This window comes from Archaeoglobus fulgidus DSM 4304 (genome assembly GCF_000008665.1).
Lineage (GTDB): Archaea > Halobacteriota > Archaeoglobi > Archaeoglobales > Archaeoglobaceae > Archaeoglobus > Archaeoglobus fulgidus.
This window is the reverse complement of sequence record NC_000917.1, coordinates 1,908,095-1,925,178: the sequence shown is the minus strand read 5'-3', so window position 1 is coordinate 1,925,178 and position 17,084 is coordinate 1,908,095. Positions and strand designations below refer to the sequence as shown.

Genomic DNA, 17,084 nt, shown 5'->3' with positions numbered 1-17,084 from the left:
AAGATGGATTGTGAAGCTCGTTGCCATCTCAGTGTACGGAGAGGACAAACCGGGAATCATCCACGCGATTTCGAAAGCACTCGCTGACTGCGGAGCGAACATAGTTGATATTGAGCAGACCGTCCTGCAGGGCATGTTCGTCATGTTCATCGTTGCAGAGGTTGATGATGAGGTATGTGTTAAAAGAGAGGTGGAGAGGGCAGCGGGTGAGGTTGGAGTTCACGTCAGCCTGACTCCCTTCCAGAGAAGGGAGAAGGCCGAGAAAAACCTCTACGTCGTGACGATTCTGGGCAAGGACAGGGTTGGGATAGTGAGGGACATTACGAGAGCTTTCCTCGATTTCGGCATCAACATCGAGAGAACGAGCTTGACGGCGAGGGAGGAGCTAATCTCCATAGAGTTCCTCGTTGACCTCGGGCAGAGGGATGCGGCTGAAGTCAGGAAAAGGCTGAGGAGAGAGGCTGAGAGGCTTGGGCTGGACATAGTAATGCAGCCCTACTCCACCTTCAACAGAGAGAAGAGGCTGATCGTTTTTGACATGGACTCCACGCTCGTGGAGGCTGAAATCATAGACGAGCTTGCCAAGGAGGCTGGAGTTGGGGATGAGGTGTCGAAGCTGACCGAGAGGGCAATGAGGGGAGAGATAGGCTTTAAAGAGGCCCTCGAGGAGAGGGTGAGGCTGCTGAAAGGGCTGCCAGTAGAGGTGCTCGAGAGGATTTACTCAAGAATAAAGCTAACGGAGGGGGCAAAGGAGCTTGTCAGGAGCCTGAAGGAGGCCGGCTACAAGGTCGCAGTCGTCAGCGGGGGCTTCAGCTACTTCACCGACAGGCTTAAGGAGGAGCTTGGTTTGGATTACGCCTTCGGCAACGAGCTTGAAATTGAGAACGGCAGGCTTACGGGCAGGATTAAGGGCAGGATAATCGATGCTAGTGAGAAGGCCAGGATTGTAGAGGAGATTGCGAGGAAGGAGGGGATAAGTCCTGAAAATGTGGTTGCGGTGGGAGATGGCGCGAACGACAGGCTTATGATTGAGAGGGCCGGACTGGGGATAGCCTTCAACGCGAAGGAGGTTCTGAAGGATGTTGCAGACGGCAGCATTTCCAAAGAGAACCTTGTTGGACTGGCAAGCGTCCTTAAGCTGCCAGCAGAGTTCAGAAAAAAGGTATGAGAGATATCCTTTTCATCTACCTGCTGACTCTCGGAATTAAGCTCTACGCCTACTTCCTGTCGGGATTTACGGCGATTCTGGCTGATGCTTTTCATTCCGTAATCGATATAACCATGATACTAATTCTGCTTCTCTCTGAAAGGTATGCTGAGAAGGAAGCGGATTACCAGCACCCCTTCGGCCACGAGATGGCGAGAAATGTTGCGTCACTTGCCGTAGGTGTGGGCTTCATAACCTTCATGTTCTTCGAGCTCATGAAGGAGGGTCTTCTTAAGGTCCTTCACCCGGCTTCGGGATACAGCAATGTGGAAGTCGCCCTGGGTGCGGAGGTTGCAGTTCTTGCCCTGCTCGTAATTGCTGCGCTGATATCTGCCAGAAGGTCAGGAATTCTTAACAGAACACTTCTCGTTGAGAGCCTAAACGACTCCCTTTCCACTTTGGCCGCTATTGTCGGTGTTGGACTTGTTTGGGCAGGCTACCCGATATTTGACGGCATCGCCACCATTGCTATTGCCTTTATAATCTTTTACAACTCCTTCAGGCTGGTAAGGGACAATGCAAGACTTTTAATCGGAATGTCCCCTTCAGAGGATTTTTATCGCAGCGTTGAGGACGCCTGTCTCGAAATTGAGAGGGTTAAGGGCGTTCACGACATGGTGGGCGTTTACACTGGGGAGAACTCCGTCCACCTCGATTTGCACGTGACTGTTGATGGGGCGATGACGATAGAGGAGGCCGACAAGCTCTCGGTGGAGATAGCCGAGGCGATAATGGCAAAGCATCCTGAGGTGAAGCACATATCCGTCCACTTCTGCCCCCACGATGGGCGTAGGAGGAAGTTATACTGAGAGGTCGATTAGATTGCAGTGGTTGGAATCCACTTCAGTAAAGATTGTGAAATTGGTTTGGCGTTTTTACTTATGTTGTACGATTCGTCTCCCGCCAATACAATGCAAACACTCCTTTCTTTAAGCGCTGCAGCAAATCCCGCAGGTGTTTGCAGTGCCAGGAAGCAACTCGCATCCGTGCATGCTAAAAGCTACTCTTTCTGCTGAGTTTGGTTTGCTCGTGTTTTTTGAGTGCGATGAACGTCAGCAATGCACCACAAATATCATGACCAGGGCCGAAGAGGTTGTTGATTATGGTGAAGTAGGTGGTTTCTTCCATTGTTTGTTGAGGTGGTGTGGTGCTATCTAAAATTACGGTAATCTTTGGACGGGTGAGGTATCGGTAGATTTCGCATATTCCGCCCACAAAAAGAGCCACGCCGATAGAAAGGATAATTTTCACGAAAAGCTCGTCGCCGTCAACGACTTTCCTGCCAAATTCTGTGAGGCTGACGTAAACCCACTTGCTCCTTCTGTTTTTGGCTACAAGCCCGGCGTTGAGCAGCTTCTCAATGTGCTCGCTGACGGTGGATTTTGACATGTCGAGGCTTCGTGAAATTTCGCTGAGGGTCATGTTCCTATCTCTAAGGAGTTTGAGAATTCGAACTCTTGTTGGAGACAGTAAAGCCTCTAAGGTTTCTGGCTTTAACACCCATACCATTGAACTCTTGTTAGTTCGGAGCATAATAAAGTTTCATGCTGGCTCATCAGCTTATCAGCCAGTCTATCAGTCGTGCAAGTGTCTCGAAAACGCCGAAAAGCGGTCGGAGTAATGTTTCTTGATTGTTCCAGCGGTCTGAATTGACTGTGTAGTTCTCAGGTGGCTGAATGCTGGAACGCTCAGGCAGTGAAATCTCGACCTTGGATAATTTGATTGTCGCATTTAACTTGCCCTCTGGAACGTCGGGGACAAGAATTCCTGCCTTTTCGACCATTATCGCATCGGCAGGAATTCCCAACCTTTCGGCGAGCGCTTTGATTCTCTCCAAGATCGTACCGTTTATCTTCGTCACACCAATAAACACTTTGTTCCTAGCTTCATCAGGTCCTGCCATGGATAAATACTTACCAAGAAAGGCATCCCTGCTCATTTCGTCAAAGATCGCATCCTTCCACCTGTAAAGCTGGCTGTAGCTGTACTTTCCCTTAACAACCTATCCACTCTCCACCGTAGTACGGCGAGTCTCTTCCCAACTTCTGCAGCTCAATCGCCTTCTTCGCTGCGGAGTAGTAGTCCGAACGCTCTATGCTGTCAACATCGATGCAGAGCCACCAGTCTGCAAGCTCCTCTTTCTTCACCCACTCTCCGTTCTCGAAAACGTAAAACTCCTCCATCGGACTTTTTCTGCAGAGCGACCTGTCCACCTTCAGCTCGGCAATCGTCGGTATCGCACTGCCCACTGCAATGGCCCCCAGTATGAGAACGCTTGCCAGCACGAATCTAAGTATATAGACATTTAGAGCTAAACTCGGAAAAACTACTAACGATAATTGTAATTTCAGCTCTTTTCGTGCTCATTGCTTTGCTCCTTATCTCTTACCAGCTCATCAAGCACGGATACAGGGCTGCAGATATAAAAAATCTTTACACAATCCTTGAAGGGGAAGAACTAAGGAGGCAAAAGGATTTAAGCGCTAAACTCAGATGGGGAATCGTTGACGAGATTCTTTGGACAATAATTGTTGCAAACGGAGCAATTCTCTTTACTGCGCATTACGTGCTAATCGGTTTAAAGATCTTGGATTTGATTGCTATTTTCGTGGTGATGTTGAGTGGCGTAATGCTTTACGCGCCGCTCGCCTTCTTATTTCTGTACCCCGTCGTAAGAGCATTCGAGAAGAATTTTCCTCCGAGCAATCCGCAGTTCTTGCTTTCCCACGGACTTATCTGCACTGTTTCGAGTCTAATAGTTTACGAGAAACTCGAACAACTTTGGTGGGACCCCCTGCTTGTGGGCTTTTTCTGGATCGCTGCGGGCTTCGTTAGCTTCTTCACGAATAGGAGATTTGAAGTCCTGGTTTTCCTGCTTCTAATAGCTCCTCTCGCCCTCCTCTCCGTAAAATGTCCGGGAGCGATTTTGCCGATTCTATTGGCGAAATCCGAATGCTCGTTGAGAATCCAAGCGACTTTTTTAGTTAAACTGGCAGTTCTAATCTTTGCGAGTTTAGCTGCAGTTGCATTGGTTCTGCAGGTCTTCGGATACAAATCGCTGAGGGAGCTTTCTGAGAAAAGGAAAGCAGCCATAAAACAGGGAAAATACAATCCCCTCAGAGATCCAATCATCTGGATAGCCTGGATCATGCTAACCTCACTCGGACTGCTTATCGCTTCGTTTATGGAGCGTGGTGAAATTTCCCCCAACATGCTGTAAACCAATTTTCTCTTCCTCACCTGCAAGATTTTTATTCTGTCGGATTATGGTGACACCATGAACAAAGGAAAATTCGCTTTGCTCTTCACATTTGCTGCGTGCTTTGCAGTCATTGTTTTCTTCTGGTTGCTCGCCGTCCCGCCCGAAAACTTCACCGCTGATAGAATTGTTATGGTTCTTCTCATATCGCCCATCTTTGCAATCTTACTCGCCTTTAACCTCTCAAGGTTCCTCAAGCAGCACGGCTACTCACTGAGACAAGTTCACGTTGCATTGGAGCAAAATATTGCCGACTTCATTTACGAGTTTCAGCGCCTTGTCTTCATCCACTTAATGCCCATCGCCTTTCTTGGAGCTCTTATTTTCTACTACGGAGAGTTTACACCAGCGATTGCAGAATTTTTATCTCTCTTCGCATTAATATTCGCCCTTTCTCCTCTCCTATTCCTCGGAATCTCCTTTTTCGTTGCCATGCTGCAAGTTTACGAGCGAGTTAGGAAAAAGAGCTTACTGCGAGCTAACTTTTTCAATTTCTGGATCTGGATTCACTTGTTCGTAATTTTGCTAATAATCATATCGAAAGTGTTAGTGCAACCCTCGGAGCTACCGTTCCAGAAAGCTTATTTTAAAGCTCTCAACGATGGGGTCTTCAATCTGTTAATTATTGCAACCATGAACGCCATTTTCGGCGTAACCGGAAGAATGGTAGCGCGTGAAAAGTTCCCCATCCTCTTGCACCTATCGATCCCGCTCGTAAATTCGTTTGTTGCTGTGAAAATTTTAATGGCGTAGGTTGTTGCGATGCGGAGAGCGGTAGCCTGTTCTATCGGGTGTAGTGGATTCCGTGCAGCGATATGCACAAGTCAATGTAGCAAGCTGGAACCTACTTCTGCACTACCACAGGTGTTTAGGCTTTATCCAGATCTTATTCTTCTGTGGTACGCAGTATTTCAGCCCGTACACTGGTTCAGGGTGCGTTCAAAGGAGAGAGCTAAGAGAGAAAAGTAGCTGTATCGCCATGACAGAACACAACTCTTTTTAGCTTTACTGGCTAAATGCGGACATGTGGAAGAGAAACCTCCTCCTGTTAATTCTCCTCCATATCGGCGCATTTCTCTTCCCATTCCTGACCGTCTCCAAGGAGAAGCTAACTCCGGAAAGAATAGCTGTCGCTTTAGCTCTTCTGGCAGTCGTGCTAATGTCCGAAGCTCTCTCCATCTACCTGATTTTCAAACGTCGCGGTTTGAGACTTAGAGAGGGACTGATCTGGATTCTGGAGCTTAAAGAGATTGAATACGCAAAACTCAGCGAAGAGGAACGCGATCTGGCTGTAAAGTTCGGCTACATAATTATCGGCTTCCCGGCGGCGGGCTTGATGCTCTGCGGAGCTGTTTTGGAGTGGGGTGATTTAGCGTTGGCTTTCAAGTTCCCGATCATCTTCTTTGCCTTCATCGTCCCGCTACTTCAGCTCTGCCTTTTCCCCCTCGTTGTTTTGTTTTACACCTACAATCGATTTTTGAAGAATGATCTGGCAGCTTCCGCAAACTTTTCAGTATTTTGGGCAAAGCTATCCATTGCGGGGCTCGTTCTGGTGCTTTTATCCTTAATGTTGGTCAAATCCGAAGTCCTGCCCTTCGTGAAAACCATTACCGCTCACAGAACAGCTTTCATCCTCGCACCGCTCTTCAACATCTTCGTGGGGGCGCTGCAGTATTTGATGGCTAAAACGGGCTCAAGGGAGCTCATGGTGACCTTTTCTATTGTTCTGTTCGCTTCGCCTCTGCTCTCCTTCGCTCTCCTCTTAGAGCTTCTCGGAGCCTATTCATTACAGGAAAGCCTAAAATTTGCGCTTATCGGCGTTTCAGTGATTTTTCTTGCCATGTTTGCGGCTACATGGGTGGTGCTAAGACTCTTTGGCTACTCTTTCGACACCCTTCAACGGGCGGTGGAAGAGGCGAGGGTTGAAGGTCCAATCCTTTTCTGGCTTTTCTGGGTAAACGCTGCAATTGTTGGGATTGGAATATTTTTCGTTATCCGCATTCTGACTTTTTAACGCAAGGGAAACTGATGTAAGCGGTGACGGGTTGAGGATCGAAAAATCTAACAGCATGCGTTGCCAATAGTAACGTGAAAATGGGCGCCAAACTCCTTTACATAGTTCTTTTCACAGATGTAGCACTGCTCCTCCTGTCAAGCTTTGTTGAAATCGGCGTGAGAGGTACTTGATGTACCTTTGCGGCCTTGCAATGACAGCTGCGCTGTCCTGCTACTTTTTAGCGTTCTTAAGGATTGCTTTGAAGAAAGTGTTGTGAGCAACTGTCTAAAATAAAAGAAAAATTTATAAGCTAAGAAATAGCATGGTGAATGGGTCAGGGTTTGGAGCCGTTTGCAATGAATAAACTCTGGGGTAGATCTGGTGATGGGCCATGGATGCAACAACAAATTTCTTCATTTCATATTTCTTACCCCTCATATCGTTTCTTGGCCTGCTGAATCTGCTCTACACCCTTTATTCAAGAAGCAGAATGGATAGACTTCGGTTTATTTCCTCGTCAGTCGTTTCCATCTTCACAATCTTGTTTGGAACAATGCCTTATGCCCGCTACAATCGATTGCTCGGCGAGAGCTTTTGCAACCTGATGGTTTTCGTTCTTCCCGTATCTTTCTTCCTTGTATCCTTGCTTTTATGGTTGCTAAGGAATAAATACGTAAGTGAACTGAAATGACCTTTCAACTTCTGAGTGTGGTAATTCTCGCCTTTGGTTTTGCGTATTTTTTGTTCTTAATTCTGCGCAAGGCACAATTTCCGAAAGTGGCCTGGATTATCCAGCTGGAACTACTACCATCTTCTGAAGTTTTCTGGGTTGGTATTTGACTTGGCTGGCTGGATATATTTCTTAAGTTTCGAATCGTCTCTCTCATCTTGTATTTTCCAGTTGCAGGGCTTTTCAGGTTTAAATCAACTGGTACAGCACAATTAAAAATAAAAATTAACCCAAAAACCTCTCCAGCCTGCTCAGAAACTCTCCAATCCTCTCCCTCGAAGTTGCGTAGCTCAGCCTGACCCAGCTTTTGTAGGCAACGCCAAAGGCTGAGCCGGGAGTTAGAGCCACATATTCCCTCTTCAAAAACTCCTCGCAGAACTCGTTGCTGTCCCTGCCAACATTCATGAAGATGTAGAAGGCCCCCTTAGGTGGAGCATACTCTATACCCATTTCGTCAAGCTTGGCCATTATCATGTCCCTTCTCGCCCTGAACTCTTCAACAATCTCCTTTATGAAGCTCTGGTCTCCTTTGAGGGCTGCAACTCCAGCATACTGAACGAAAGATGTGGGATGGCTGACAGAATGGCTCTGCATGCGGTTCATGAGCTTGATTATCCACTCCGGCGCTGCAGCATACCCCAACCTCCAGCCTGTCATGGAGTAGGTCTTGGAGAAGCCGTTGATTGTTATTGTCCTTTCAAGCATCCCGTCCATTGCAGCGAGGCTGTAATGCTCGCCCTCGAAGATTATCTTCTCGTAAATCTCATCGCTCATCACGAGGATATCCTTGTCCACCGCCAAGTCCCTTACCTTCTTCAGAAACTCCTTGGGATACACAACGCCGAGCGGGTTGCTGGGAGTATTCACAACAATCATTTTCGTGTTTGACGTTATGTAGTCCTCAATGGGGGCATCCTCAAAGCCCTCCTCGTGGGGAACCCAGACGGGCTTTGCTCCCGCCATCAGAATGCACGCCTCATAGCTAACCCACGAGGGGTCGAGGAGTATTACCTCATCCCCTTCCTGCAGCAAACACATCATCGCCTCGAAAATCGCATACTTTGCCCCCGGCGTGACGATTATGTTCTCTGCTCCAACATCAATGCCGTTCTCGTTCCTCAGCTTCTCAACGATGGCATCAATGAGCTCAGGAACGCCCTTTGTGGGAGTGTAGAAAACCTTGCCCTCCTTCATTGCTTTGTAAGCAGCTTCAATGATAAAATCGGGCGTGGGGAAGTCTGGCTCCCCAACGCTCATGTCCACTACGTCCTTGCCCTCTCTCTTCAGCTCCTTTGCCATCGTTGAAACTCTTAGCGTGGCTGAAGGCTGGACTACCTCAATCCTGTTAGCTCCCCTCTGCATCATACTCCTTCAGCCTCTTGACAAGCTTAACAGCAGCCTCAACAGCCCTCTTTGCATAATCAACTCTCTCCGTTGCTGCAATCCTGCCCATTCCGGGCCCGCTGATGCCGAGCGTTACGGGCTTGCCGTATTCAAGGCTCAAGTCCATGATCTTCCTCGCAGCGTGCTGGGCAACAATCTCATCGTGCTCCGTCTCTCCTTCGATTACACAGCCTATGGCAACAACGGCATCAACTCTGCCCTTCTCAAGCATCTTCTTTACGGCAATGGGGATATCGAAGGTGCCGGGAACCCTGATAACCTCGCTAACCTCAGCCCCCAGAAACTCAGCATGCTCCTTACCGAGAATCTCCATCATGTAGGTAATGTCCCTGTTGAACTCAGCAACGACCATTCCAAGTTTGACCTTCTCCATTTGAAACCACCTGACAAGAATCTCCGTCAGTTATTTAATAATTTAGGGATTCGCATTGCCTCAATCTGTCACGGATAATAAAAATTCAAAAAATTTTAAAACCAATGCAAAAATTTCGAATCATGGTTAGGCTCGATTTCATGAAAACCTTCATGGAGGTCGTTGAGTCGGGAAGCCTGAAGAAGGCTGCAAAGAACCTCGGAATGTCAGTCAGCTCTGTGAGCTTTCAGATTAACTCAATTGAATCCTTCTATGGGGTGAAGCTGCTTGAAAGGGGGACCAATGGCGTAAAGCTGACAGATGAGGGCAAGATAGCAATCAAAAACATGAAGTCCATTCTCAGCAGCGTTGAGGAGACCAAAAAGCTGATTTCGAACCTCAGGGGGGATAAGATAACCATAGCTTCAGGAATGGTGGGGTTGAACATCGTCCACGCCATTCAAACTCTTTTGAAGGCCACCTACCCACAGCTTGAGGTTAACGTGGCTCTCAGAGGAGCTCATGAGTGCGTTAGGGGTGTTTTGAGCGGAGAATTCGACTTCGCTATAGCTGGGGACATCCTCGACGAGCACCTTGAGTTCGACAGGCTCAACTGCGATGTTCTGGGCGAGGACCACCTCGTTCTAATCACACCGCCAAACCACGAGCTTGCTGAGAAGCCTGTTGTCACGCTGGAAGACATTACGAAATATCCGATAGTAATGCTTGACGACAACTACGGCATTACAACGAGCACAAAAAAAGCGCTGATGGCGAGCGGATTGAAGCTAAGCGAGCTGGATATTGCTTATACGGTCAGCGACTTCTACTCGAAAATCAATGCGGTGAGCAGCGGGATTGGAATTGCCATCACATCCTTCATCGCAGCCTGCAAGGCGTGTGAGGTTGGCTTGATAAAGATGAGAAAAATTGAGGGCTTTAAATCGGAGAGAGATATCTACCTCGTCTCCTCCAAGCTATCTTTGGAGAGCAAAAAGATGAGGGAGTATCTTGACTTCATTCTGGCCAAGGGGAGGCAGCTTTTCGAAGATTTTGCAGTGCAGGTGTTTCGGATAATTTTAATTTTTCGGCTTTTTTGAAATGGTTTTTGAATCCACTTAACCTTTAAAGTTGAGTTTTTTGAAGCAGTTACCTTATAATTTAATATATTACAGCTTTTAATTAAAATGCTATTTTAGGCAAGCAAAAACTCCGAACTTTCAAAAAATTTCGAAATACATTTGGAAAATTTCGAAAATTTTAAATGCATCCGAAATCACCGCTGACTATGCAGCAATCCAGTGTTTTTATCGACAGTGAAGTGCTGCTCGACGACAGGAAGTTTGCAGAAGCGATGCTGCTAAAGAAGGACAAAGCAGGGCTGAGCAGAGCCGACATGGTTTTCGTTCTTAGAAACCTGCTGAGGCTGAAGTACTATCCTGTAGCGGTGAAGTTCTTCTACGACGAGGCTGAGGTGGAGAAGTTCAAGGCGGAGCATGAGTACCTTGTAGCATGCAACCCCTTCACCTTCTGCCATTTCTGCGCTGAGTCGAGGCAGAAGGGAGATGTGCTGTTTGGGGAAAGGAGAACGCTGGGATGTAGCAACGCCCGCTACCTCTTTGGCTGGAAGGACTACGATGAGAATGAGATCAAGAGCCACATGAAGTATGTCAAAGACAGGGAACAGGCTGAGAGATTCGTAAAGACCAAGCCAAGGCTGCCTGAAGGACTTCTTGCCTTTGCCACCGCTCCACTCCACAAAGCAAAGTTTGAGCCTGATCTGGTGTTCATAATCTGCGACGTTCTGCAGAGCTACCACCTCTACAACGACTACGCAGCGGCCATGGACGTCCATCCAATCAGACCCAACTTCATGATGAACTCCGCTGCATGCGGTGGAGCGGTGTGGAGCTACGTGGAGAACACCATCAACATTGTTCCCATGTGCAGTGGCAGCTACACGGCAGGAAAAACGGAGCAGGGCGAGATAAACGTCTTCATACCTTGGGCTCACTTCGAGAAGCTGGTAGTCAGACTCCTTGAGAGAACTGCAAGTCAGGGAGGAGCGAGCTTCCCCAGAACAGGGGAAACCTATCCCGGATTCGATATTTGCAAGCTCTGCAACTTCCTGCTCTTCAGGAAGCCAAAGGAGGATGAGTAAAGGGAGGTGATACCTTGCTGGATGTAGTATGGGCTGAGATAGACGGGAACGTTATAACGGTGAATGCCCTGATGGTCTTTCTGTGGTTCATCTGGGTTGGCTGGATTTTCTCAACCGTCGGGGCATTTGGAGGTATCATGGCTGGTTTCGGCCACATTACAATCTTCGGAATTGGCGACTGGGCAAGCAAGCTGAAGGGGACAAAGGTTAACATTGGCTCCTACACCGATGCGGGCAAATACCTGACAGATACCATCAGGCTGGGCAACTCTGTGCAGACGTGGTTTAATGCTGTGTCGTCAACCTACAACTGGTACACTCAGAAGAGACTCGTATGGCCTGCTGGTGTTGCACTCGGTCTTGGAGCCGTCATCGGTGCTCAGGTTGGTGTGTGGGGCACTGGTGGGCAGGTTGCTCCTTCAATGTATAAAGGCCTGTTCGGTCTGGCGACCTATCTGATTGCAGGATACATGTTCTACCAGCTCACACCAAGGGCCAAGGCGGGAAAGAAGGCCGGAAGAGAGGCTGCACAGAGGTTCCAGCAGAAGGTTAAGGAGCTCAGAGAGAGCGGAAGGCTGCACGAGCTTGAGGGCATCAAGAACCTGAAGGTTGGCCTTAGCGAGACGACCTTCGAGTTCTTCGGCGAAAGCTTCAGAGTGAAGAACTTCGCACCTTTCATCGTCGGCTTCCTGATTGGATTGTTCTCCGCAGTGATAGGAATTGGAGGCGGATTCCTCTTCGTCCCGTTCCTGACGAGCCTCGGACTGCCCTTCTACGTCGTTCCCGGAGCTTCAACGCTTGCAGTGTTCTTTACACAGACATCAACTGTACTTGGATGGCTGGCAAGGGGAGTGATGTATCCTGTGGCCCTCATCGTTGCTGGATGGGCAGGAATATTCATCGGCAGCTACATTGGTCCGAGAACTCAGAAGTACATCCCGCAAGATGCTCTCTTCGCCCTCTTCGGCATCCTTGCCCTCTACGTCGGAACGAGGTACGTGCTGAGCGCATTCTTCGGAATCAAGCTTCCACCATGAACTATTTCTTAATTTTTTTAACTCTGCTCGTAGCAGTTATTGTTGAGAAAATTGAGGAATTAGTGGCAATCAGATTTTTCAGCAGCTACGTGCTTGATATTGCCAGAATGGAGGCTGAAATTGAGGAATACAAGGAGCTTTCCATGCTTGCCATGCTGTCGGGTGATAGAGAGGCTTACAGGGGTTTTCAGGACATGATGAACGAAATTTACGGCAGAGTCTTCTTCAGGAAAATTTCCTTTTTCACACCGCTTTACTTCCTCCTTCTCTCTCCCTATATCGTTGCATTGCAGTTTCTCGGAGTCGAGAACTCCTTAAGCATCGTGCTGCCCGTTGCTGTCCTTTACTTCTCAGCAAAGCTGTTTTACGGGATGGTGAGAGACTTCGTTAAGAGCTACGTAGATTACAGAAAGGCCAATAATTAGCATGGCTCTGAAAAAATCAGTCATAGAGCAAATAAGTGTTGATGCTCATCATAACATTTAATTCTAACAATGCGAAAAGTTTTTTATTAGATAATGACAAATCTCTCCAATGGCAAACGCAGCAGACTTCGCCAACGCCTTAATGCAGATTGTTCTGGCCAATTTCGAGTTGCTGACGAACGCATTCAGCTTATTGCTTAACAACTCTGTTGATGTTGCGGAAGTGTGGAATGTTTCAATTCACGCTGCAGGATTCGGTTACTGGTTCATCAAGCCCTTTGTAGGGGATGGAGGAGCCTTAGATGTTGCATCCAAAAACGTTTCCGCGATGAAGAACATCAGCTACGCGATAAACTATATTGGAGGGAACGCGGAAACGATTTTTGGCAACGAAACTGGTCAGAAGGGTCTGTCTGCGGTAATGAGCCATTTTGTGGGGTTGATTGATGATGAATTCGCCTTGAAGGTTTGGAATTTAGCCAAGAGCGGTGTGGAGGTGGCGATGAGGATGCTTGAAAACATCAATTCAACGCTGAGGTGATGGAATGCCCATAGCAGCAGCGACAGATTTTGCCTTAAATGCGATTCTAAGGCCAATATCAGACATCTTTGTCCTGATTTACGGGTTGCTTGAGCCCATAAATGCGCATCTCATTCCAGAACATACTAATTTCATTTACGGGCAGCTATCCCTTCTGCTGTGGGGAACAAAGTTTCTGGCGACAATTCTCGGTGTTACCGCAAACAATGCTACTGCGATGGCAAATTTCACCGATGTCCTCCACACTCTGTCGGAGAACTCCTACCACTTTTTCGGCACGGTTGAGGGGGAGAGCGGGATGGCCTACATTGCCAAGCACTCCTACATCGAGCTTAGTCAAAACCAGCAGCTTTCAGAGGATATGGCGGTGAAATTTGCGAGGGCGGTGAATAGCACGATAATCTACTTTGTGAAAGTTTTTGAGTACCTGTGAGGTGATCGAATGCCAACAGCAGCCGAGCTTGGCAACGTGATGCTGCAGGGCCTCTCCGCACTGCTCAGGGCTCTCGGCGACTTTTTCATCTATCTAAAATACGTGGGGAACAACGAAACCACTCTCAACGCTTCGAGGGGGAACTATCAGAGCTTCTGGGAGATTTGGTACCACGTTGATGCGGCAATTTCATGGTTCAGAAAGCTCCTTTTCGATACGAATGGGTTTATCTGGCAGATTAACCACAACGCAACGCTTGAGAATGAGTTTGCTGAAGTGGTTGAGATTGCTGCAAAAAACGGGACATACATATTTGGGGATGTTTCAGGGGATAATGGGACAGCCTTTTTGGTAAAAGTGATGGCGGAGAGCGTTTCAAACAACCCGGACTTCGTTTCAAATCTGTATTATGCGGCAAAGCATCTGGTGATACTGATGGCCGATGCGCTCAAGGTGTTTCCCAATTACTTTCCGGGGTGATGGAGGATGCCGCTTGACGTCTGGATTGCCTTCTCGTACTTCATAGATTTCTTTCAGTGGCTTTTCATGCTAAACGCTGAGGTGATGAGGGCAATTGCTGTAAACGACACTCTTGCCGAGAAAACTGCTGAGAGCATCTACTACATTTCCGGCTTTTTGAAGTACTTTTCAGATGTTTTCAGGGATACAGTGAACATAGTTTCTGCGAATGACACGATGATGCGCTACAGTGTAGGAATCTGGCAGAAGGTTGCTGGAAATGCCACCTACGTGTTTGGAGACGATAACGCAAACTGGGGTATAGCCTACATCTGGAGGAAAAGCTACGAGTGCATTCAGACTGGAGGTTACTGCCAGAATCAGGCACCGAACTTGACATACAATGCGCTGCAGTTTTTCAAGTGGATGTTTGCGGCACTGGCTGAGTTGGGGAAGAAATTCTCGTTGATTTACACCTAAAGCTTTTTGGTAACAAATAAGCTCTTCAGGCTTAGTTCGAAAAACTGGGGATAATTTACTTTATCATTACCATCAACAATACGAAACATTTAATAATTAATTTGATTATCGAATTTTCGTGAAAAGTGTGAAAATAATTATAATCTTAGCTTTAGCTTTACTTATTCAGATTTCGCATATAGCCGACGCCAAAACGTATACAGTTAATTTCTCCTCCATAGGCGGACTTGAGGTTACTCCGGACTCGCCTCACCCAAAAGCTTGGCACAGGGACACGAGAGACCTTCCGAGCAACCCTTACTACACGAGCGACAGGACGCCCTTCACGCAAGCTGATATCGACCTCATTGAAAGCCCTGACAGCAGCGGTTTCAGTTCGGGAGGTCAGGACACCCACCACTTCTACTTCAGCATCCCTCAGAACGCAAACGTCGTCGTGAGGTGGAGGGGACACGCGCAGGAGGATGGCGATTACGTCACGCTCTACTACTGGGACGGTAGCAGCTGGCAGAAATTAGAAGAAACGACCAGCGGGAGTTGGACTTGGATAAGCGGTAGCTTTACAGCGAGCTGCGAGGCACACATTCTGGCGGTAGGGCATGACGGAAGTTTGGAGTATACTCATCCGACGTCAGACTACGTAGAGATCGAGGTCAGCGTTGCCAACCCGCTTCCGGTAAGCGTCGTGAAGGCTGAAGGGAATCCGAGAAACTACGACGGCTTCTTCGACACCGACACGATAACATTATACGCAAAAGTTGTGAGCAACGGCAACCCTGTTCCCGATTATCCCGTCAAGTTTTACGCGGAGTTCGACTCGCAGAGGATATTCTTGGGAGGGGCTTGGACGAATTCGAGCGGCATCGCTAAACTTAGCTTCATTCCAAAGAATGTTGGACTGAGTGACAAGTTGAGAGTGAATTTTGTTGCTAAAATTGAGGACGTGATGACTAACTGCAACGCCTACACCACAACAACCAATCGTGCGATTTTGGCCGAGAACGTTGCCATAACCCCCGGAAGCTACGACATAACCCTCGTCGGCAGAATGTACTACTCAGGCGGGGCGGACTGGGTGAGGGTGAACTGGTACGTTGATGAGAACTCCGTGCTGAAACCGTATCCAATTCCCGTGGTTCAAAAGTTTACTGGAAACAGAGCCAGCGTTACAATCTGGAAGTATGGGTTAGATGACTACTGCACAGACCCCAACTGCCACAGGGAGGGTATTTACGGCAACTTTGACGACGCTGACTGGGATGGAGCGTGTATTGCTGTTGGAAGTACCACGCCTATGTGTGGTAGAGACGTTGGAGGGGCTTGTTACGGTGACCCAGATGGTCCGCTTAAAGGAAGACACGATTGTACTTACTTTTCGGGTTACAGGGTAGGTCCCTTTGTCCAGATGAACATACCCGACCACGCACTTGGTTTTCTGGCTGCGATGGTCATTCAGCTTTTCGGCGGGGGCGAACTCGACGACTTCATGAGAGCGACACACTACGACCAGCACGAGGGCCCATACGGTGTACTGGTTTCAAATGCTGGTTGTGGTGCTTTAAACCCCTCAACTGAACAGGCCTTAACTCATGGAGCGTTGGGGTTATTTGCAGATCCAAAAGGCGGTCTCGGCGTCGTCGGCTTTGTGGGACTAATTGCTGACAACGAGCATGCCATAGGGATTATGATGGGGCACCGCTATGGAATACATCCATTCACAGCCATCGTCACAACCGTTCCGAACTATCCGAGTGACGAGGCAGGCTGGAGGAACTACATGGACACGTGGCTCTATTACTTGCTGAACAATGCTGTTTACATCGCAAAAACGACAGGTGAAGAGCTGGCTGCTTGGAGCTTGAGATATCCAACCCAGAGCGATGTTGTGAATCTGAACAGAGCCTTCAATGATTTTATAACGGACTTCCTGCCATACATGCACGAGGTGCTCTGGCTGGTGGTTAACTGCGGTAAGACAGTCAACCACCCCTTCATAATTTCGACGTTTGTCCAGTTTAAAGATAACTTCGAAATCGTCCACAGAATAATGCTGAACTCAACTCTCAACAATGCACTCGGAAATCTGATTTCGGAAGTTCTATTGCAGCTGCCAAATGTGGTCGGTCCACCTGACGCCAGTACGGGTATCAACTACCTGCTAAATCACAGACAGTACCTTTCTTACAGTGAAAGAGAGATTTTTGGCTACAGAATGCTCCAACTTCTTGACCAGCTTACGGAAGTGGTGGTAACTCTGCTAAAAGAGATTCCGCTGATGGAACAGAGTTCTCGTGACAATCCAGGTTGGGACTTCAATTGGATAGCTGGATGCGGAGAGGGATGAGTGTAGAGACTCTGATTTATAAAAAATACAAAGGATAAATTAAATTATTTTCATTAACCGAGTCCAAGCATTCCAAGCAGGTTGTTCAGAAACTCAACCAGTCCGGGTGGCAGCTGGCTCATCAGGCTGAGCAAAAACATCAACAGTTGCTGTCCAAGCTCGGTTTGAAGAAGCTGCTCCAGCATTGGTTGCAAAAGTCCTAAAAGGCCACTCAACAAGCTGCTCAGGAACCCCATACACACTATAGTTCACAAAG

The 17,084-nt window shown here is 47.9% G+C and carries 21 protein-coding genes; 14 read left to right on the top strand and 7 right to left on the bottom strand.

Features of this window, described 5'->3' with window-relative positions:
- The first annotated feature begins 10 nt into the window (after positions 1–10).
- A complete protein-coding gene (gene serB, locus AF_RS10760; RefSeq protein ID WP_048064533.1) occupies positions 11–1,168 on the top strand; it encodes a phosphoserine phosphatase SerB in 1,158 nt (385 codons plus the stop codon).
- Positions 1,165–2,016, top strand: a complete 852-nt coding sequence (locus tag AF_RS10755) for a cation diffusion facilitator family transporter (protein ID WP_010879628.1) — start codon at positions 1,165–1,167, stop codon at positions 2,014–2,016. The genes serB and AF_RS10755 overlap by 4 nt, the downstream gene beginning before the upstream one ends.
- Before the next feature lie 184 nt (positions 2,017–2,200).
- On the opposite strand, the gene AF_RS12465 is transcribed toward AF_RS10755, so the two are convergent.
- From AF_RS12465 to AF_RS10740, 3 genes are read right to left on the bottom strand one after another with little or no spacing between them, the layout of a single operon-like run.
- Complete coding sequence (locus AF_RS12465; RefSeq protein WP_052270494.1) at positions 2,201–2,716, bottom strand: winged helix-turn-helix domain-containing protein; 516 nt, start codon at positions 2,714–2,716, stop codon at positions 2,201–2,203.
- Between the two features lie 46 nt (positions 2,717–2,762).
- Positions 2,763–3,146, bottom strand: a complete 384-nt coding sequence (locus AF_RS10745; protein WP_010879626.1) for a hypothetical protein — start codon at positions 3,144–3,146, stop codon at positions 2,763–2,765.
- 55 nt (positions 3,147–3,201) lie between these two features.
- A complete protein-coding gene (locus AF_RS10740) occupies positions 3,202–3,492 on the bottom strand; it encodes a hypothetical protein (RefSeq protein WP_010879625.1) in 291 nt (96 codons plus the stop codon).
- A 74-nt stretch (positions 3,493–3,566) separates the two neighbouring features.
- On the opposite strand from AF_RS10740, the gene AF_RS10735 reads away from it, so the two are divergent.
- The 3 genes from AF_RS10735 to AF_RS10725 all read left to right on the top strand — a co-directional run bounded on the left by AF_RS10735 (position 3,567) and on the right by AF_RS10725 (position 6,480).
- A complete protein-coding gene (locus AF_RS10735) occupies positions 3,567–4,427 on the top strand; it encodes a hypothetical protein (protein WP_010879624.1) in 861 nt (286 codons plus the stop codon).
- 57 nt (positions 4,428–4,484) lie between these two features.
- Complete coding sequence (locus AF_RS10730) at positions 4,485–5,219, top strand: hypothetical protein (RefSeq protein WP_010879623.1); 735 nt, start codon at positions 4,485–4,487, stop codon at positions 5,217–5,219.
- 271 nt (positions 5,220–5,490) lie between these two features.
- Entirely contained in the window at positions 5,491–6,480 is a 990-nt protein-coding gene (locus AF_RS10725) for a hypothetical protein (protein ID WP_010879622.1), read from the top strand.
- A 677-nt stretch (positions 6,481–7,157) separates the two neighbouring features.
- Here AF_RS10725 and AF_RS13310 read toward each other — a convergent pair.
- From AF_RS13310 to ribH, 3 genes are all read right to left on the bottom strand, one after another.
- Positions 7,158–7,349, bottom strand: coding sequence for a hypothetical protein (locus tag AF_RS13310; protein ID WP_148183485.1), 192 nt, complete (start codon positions 7,347–7,349; stop codon positions 7,158–7,160).
- Between the two features lie 68 nt (positions 7,350–7,417).
- Positions 7,418–8,557 (bottom strand): pyridoxal phosphate-dependent aminotransferase, encoded by a 1,140-nt coding sequence (locus tag AF_RS10720; protein ID WP_010879620.1) that lies wholly within the window; start codon positions 8,555–8,557, stop codon positions 7,418–7,420.
- Entirely contained in the window at positions 8,538–8,969 is a 432-nt protein-coding gene (gene ribH / locus AF_RS10715) for a 6,7-dimethyl-8-ribityllumazine synthase (protein WP_010879619.1), read from the bottom strand. The genes AF_RS10720 and ribH overlap by 20 nt, the downstream gene beginning before the upstream one ends.
- 122 nt (positions 8,970–9,091) lie before the next feature.
- Between ribH and AF_RS10710 the strand changes: the two genes are divergently transcribed.
- The 9 genes from AF_RS10710 (at position 9,092) to AF_RS10670 (ending at position 16,828) form a co-directional block, all read left to right on the top strand.
- Entirely contained in the window at positions 9,092–10,048 is a 957-nt protein-coding gene (locus AF_RS10710) for a LysR family transcriptional regulator (protein ID WP_148183483.1), read from the top strand.
- Positions 10,049–10,236: 188 nt separating this feature from the next.
- On the top strand, positions 10,237–11,109 hold the full coding sequence (locus AF_RS10705; protein ID WP_148183481.1) for a DUF169 domain-containing protein: 873 nt from the start codon (positions 10,237–10,239) through the stop codon (positions 11,107–11,109).
- A gap of 14 nt (positions 11,110–11,123) precedes the next feature.
- On the top strand, positions 11,124–12,146 hold the full coding sequence (locus AF_RS10700; RefSeq protein ID WP_143274471.1) for a sulfite exporter TauE/SafE family protein: 1,023 nt from the start codon (positions 11,124–11,126) through the stop codon (positions 12,144–12,146).
- Entirely contained in the window at positions 12,143–12,571 is a 429-nt protein-coding gene (locus AF_RS10695; protein ID WP_010879615.1) for a hypothetical protein, read from the top strand. The genes AF_RS10700 and AF_RS10695 overlap by 4 nt, the downstream gene beginning before the upstream one ends.
- 109 nt (positions 12,572–12,680) lie before the next feature.
- Positions 12,681–13,112, top strand: coding sequence for a hypothetical protein (locus AF_RS10690; protein ID WP_010879614.1), 432 nt, complete (start codon positions 12,681–12,683; stop codon positions 13,110–13,112).
- 4 nt (positions 13,113–13,116) lie between these two features.
- Positions 13,117–13,545 carry a hypothetical protein gene (locus AF_RS10685; protein WP_010879613.1) on the top strand — a complete coding sequence of 143 codons (429 nt, stop codon included), beginning with the start codon at positions 13,117–13,119 and terminating at the stop codon, positions 13,543–13,545.
- 9 nt (positions 13,546–13,554) lie between these two features.
- Complete coding sequence (locus AF_RS10680) at positions 13,555–14,025, top strand: hypothetical protein (protein ID WP_010879612.1); 471 nt, start codon at positions 13,555–13,557, stop codon at positions 14,023–14,025.
- 6 nt (positions 14,026–14,031) lie between these two features.
- Positions 14,032–14,484, top strand: a complete 453-nt coding sequence (locus AF_RS10675; protein ID WP_010879611.1) for a hypothetical protein — start codon at positions 14,032–14,034, stop codon at positions 14,482–14,484.
- A gap of 118 nt (positions 14,485–14,602) precedes the next feature.
- Positions 14,603–16,828 carry a hypothetical protein gene (locus AF_RS10670; RefSeq protein WP_010879610.1) on the top strand — a complete coding sequence of 742 codons (2,226 nt, stop codon included), beginning with the start codon at positions 14,603–14,605 and terminating at the stop codon, positions 16,826–16,828.
- 53 nt (positions 16,829–16,881) lie between these two features.
- Here AF_RS10670 and AF_RS10665 read toward each other — a convergent pair whose 3' ends face one another.
- Positions 16,882–17,064: a hypothetical protein gene (locus tag AF_RS10665; RefSeq protein WP_048064532.1), complete on the bottom strand. Its 183-nt coding sequence runs from the start codon at positions 17,062–17,064 to the stop codon at positions 16,882–16,884.
- Between the last annotated feature and the right edge of the window lie 20 nt (positions 17,065–17,084).

Coding starts and splice junctions, on each gene's coding strand:
- AF_RS10755 (WP_010879628.1), top strand. CDS start 1,165: ATGAGAGATATCCTTTTCATCTACCTGCTGACTCTCGGAATTAAGCTC.
- AF_RS12465 (WP_052270494.1), bottom strand. CDS start 2,716: ATGGTATGGGTGTTAAAGCCAGAAACCTTAGAGGCTTTACTGTCTCCA.
- AF_RS10745 (WP_010879626.1), bottom strand. CDS start 3,146: ATGAGCAGGGATGCCTTTCTTGGTAAGTATTTATCCATGGCAGGACCT.
- AF_RS10730 (WP_010879623.1), top strand. CDS start 4,485: ATGAACAAAGGAAAATTCGCTTTGCTCTTCACATTTGCTGCGTGCTTT.
- AF_RS10725 (WP_010879622.1), top strand. CDS start 5,491: ATGTGGAAGAGAAACCTCCTCCTGTTAATTCTCCTCCATATCGGCGCA.
- AF_RS13310 (WP_148183485.1), bottom strand. CDS start 7,349: ATGAGAGAGACGATTCGAAACTTAAGAAATATATCCAGCCAGCCAAGT.
- AF_RS10720 (WP_010879620.1), bottom strand. CDS start 8,557: ATGATGCAGAGGGGAGCTAACAGGATTGAGGTAGTCCAGCCTTCAGCC.
- ribH (WP_010879619.1), bottom strand. CDS start 8,969: ATGGAGAAGGTCAAACTTGGAATGGTCGTTGCTGAGTTCAACAGGGAC.
- AF_RS10710 (WP_148183483.1), top strand. CDS start 9,092: ATGGTTAGGCTCGATTTCATGAAAACCTTCATGGAGGTCGTTGAGTCG.
- AF_RS10705 (WP_148183481.1), top strand. CDS start 10,237: ATGCAGCAATCCAGTGTTTTTATCGACAGTGAAGTGCTGCTCGACGAC.
- AF_RS10695 (WP_010879615.1), top strand. CDS start 12,143: ATGAACTATTTCTTAATTTTTTTAACTCTGCTCGTAGCAGTTATTGTT.
- AF_RS10690 (WP_010879614.1), top strand. CDS start 12,681: ATGGCAAACGCAGCAGACTTCGCCAACGCCTTAATGCAGATTGTTCTG.
- AF_RS10685 (WP_010879613.1), top strand. CDS start 13,117: ATGCCCATAGCAGCAGCGACAGATTTTGCCTTAAATGCGATTCTAAGG.
- AF_RS10680 (WP_010879612.1), top strand. CDS start 13,555: ATGCCAACAGCAGCCGAGCTTGGCAACGTGATGCTGCAGGGCCTCTCC.
- AF_RS10675 (WP_010879611.1), top strand. CDS start 14,032: ATGCCGCTTGACGTCTGGATTGCCTTCTCGTACTTCATAGATTTCTTT.
- AF_RS10665 (WP_048064532.1), bottom strand. CDS start 17,064: ATGGGGTTCCTGAGCAGCTTGTTGAGTGGCCTTTTAGGACTTTTGCAA.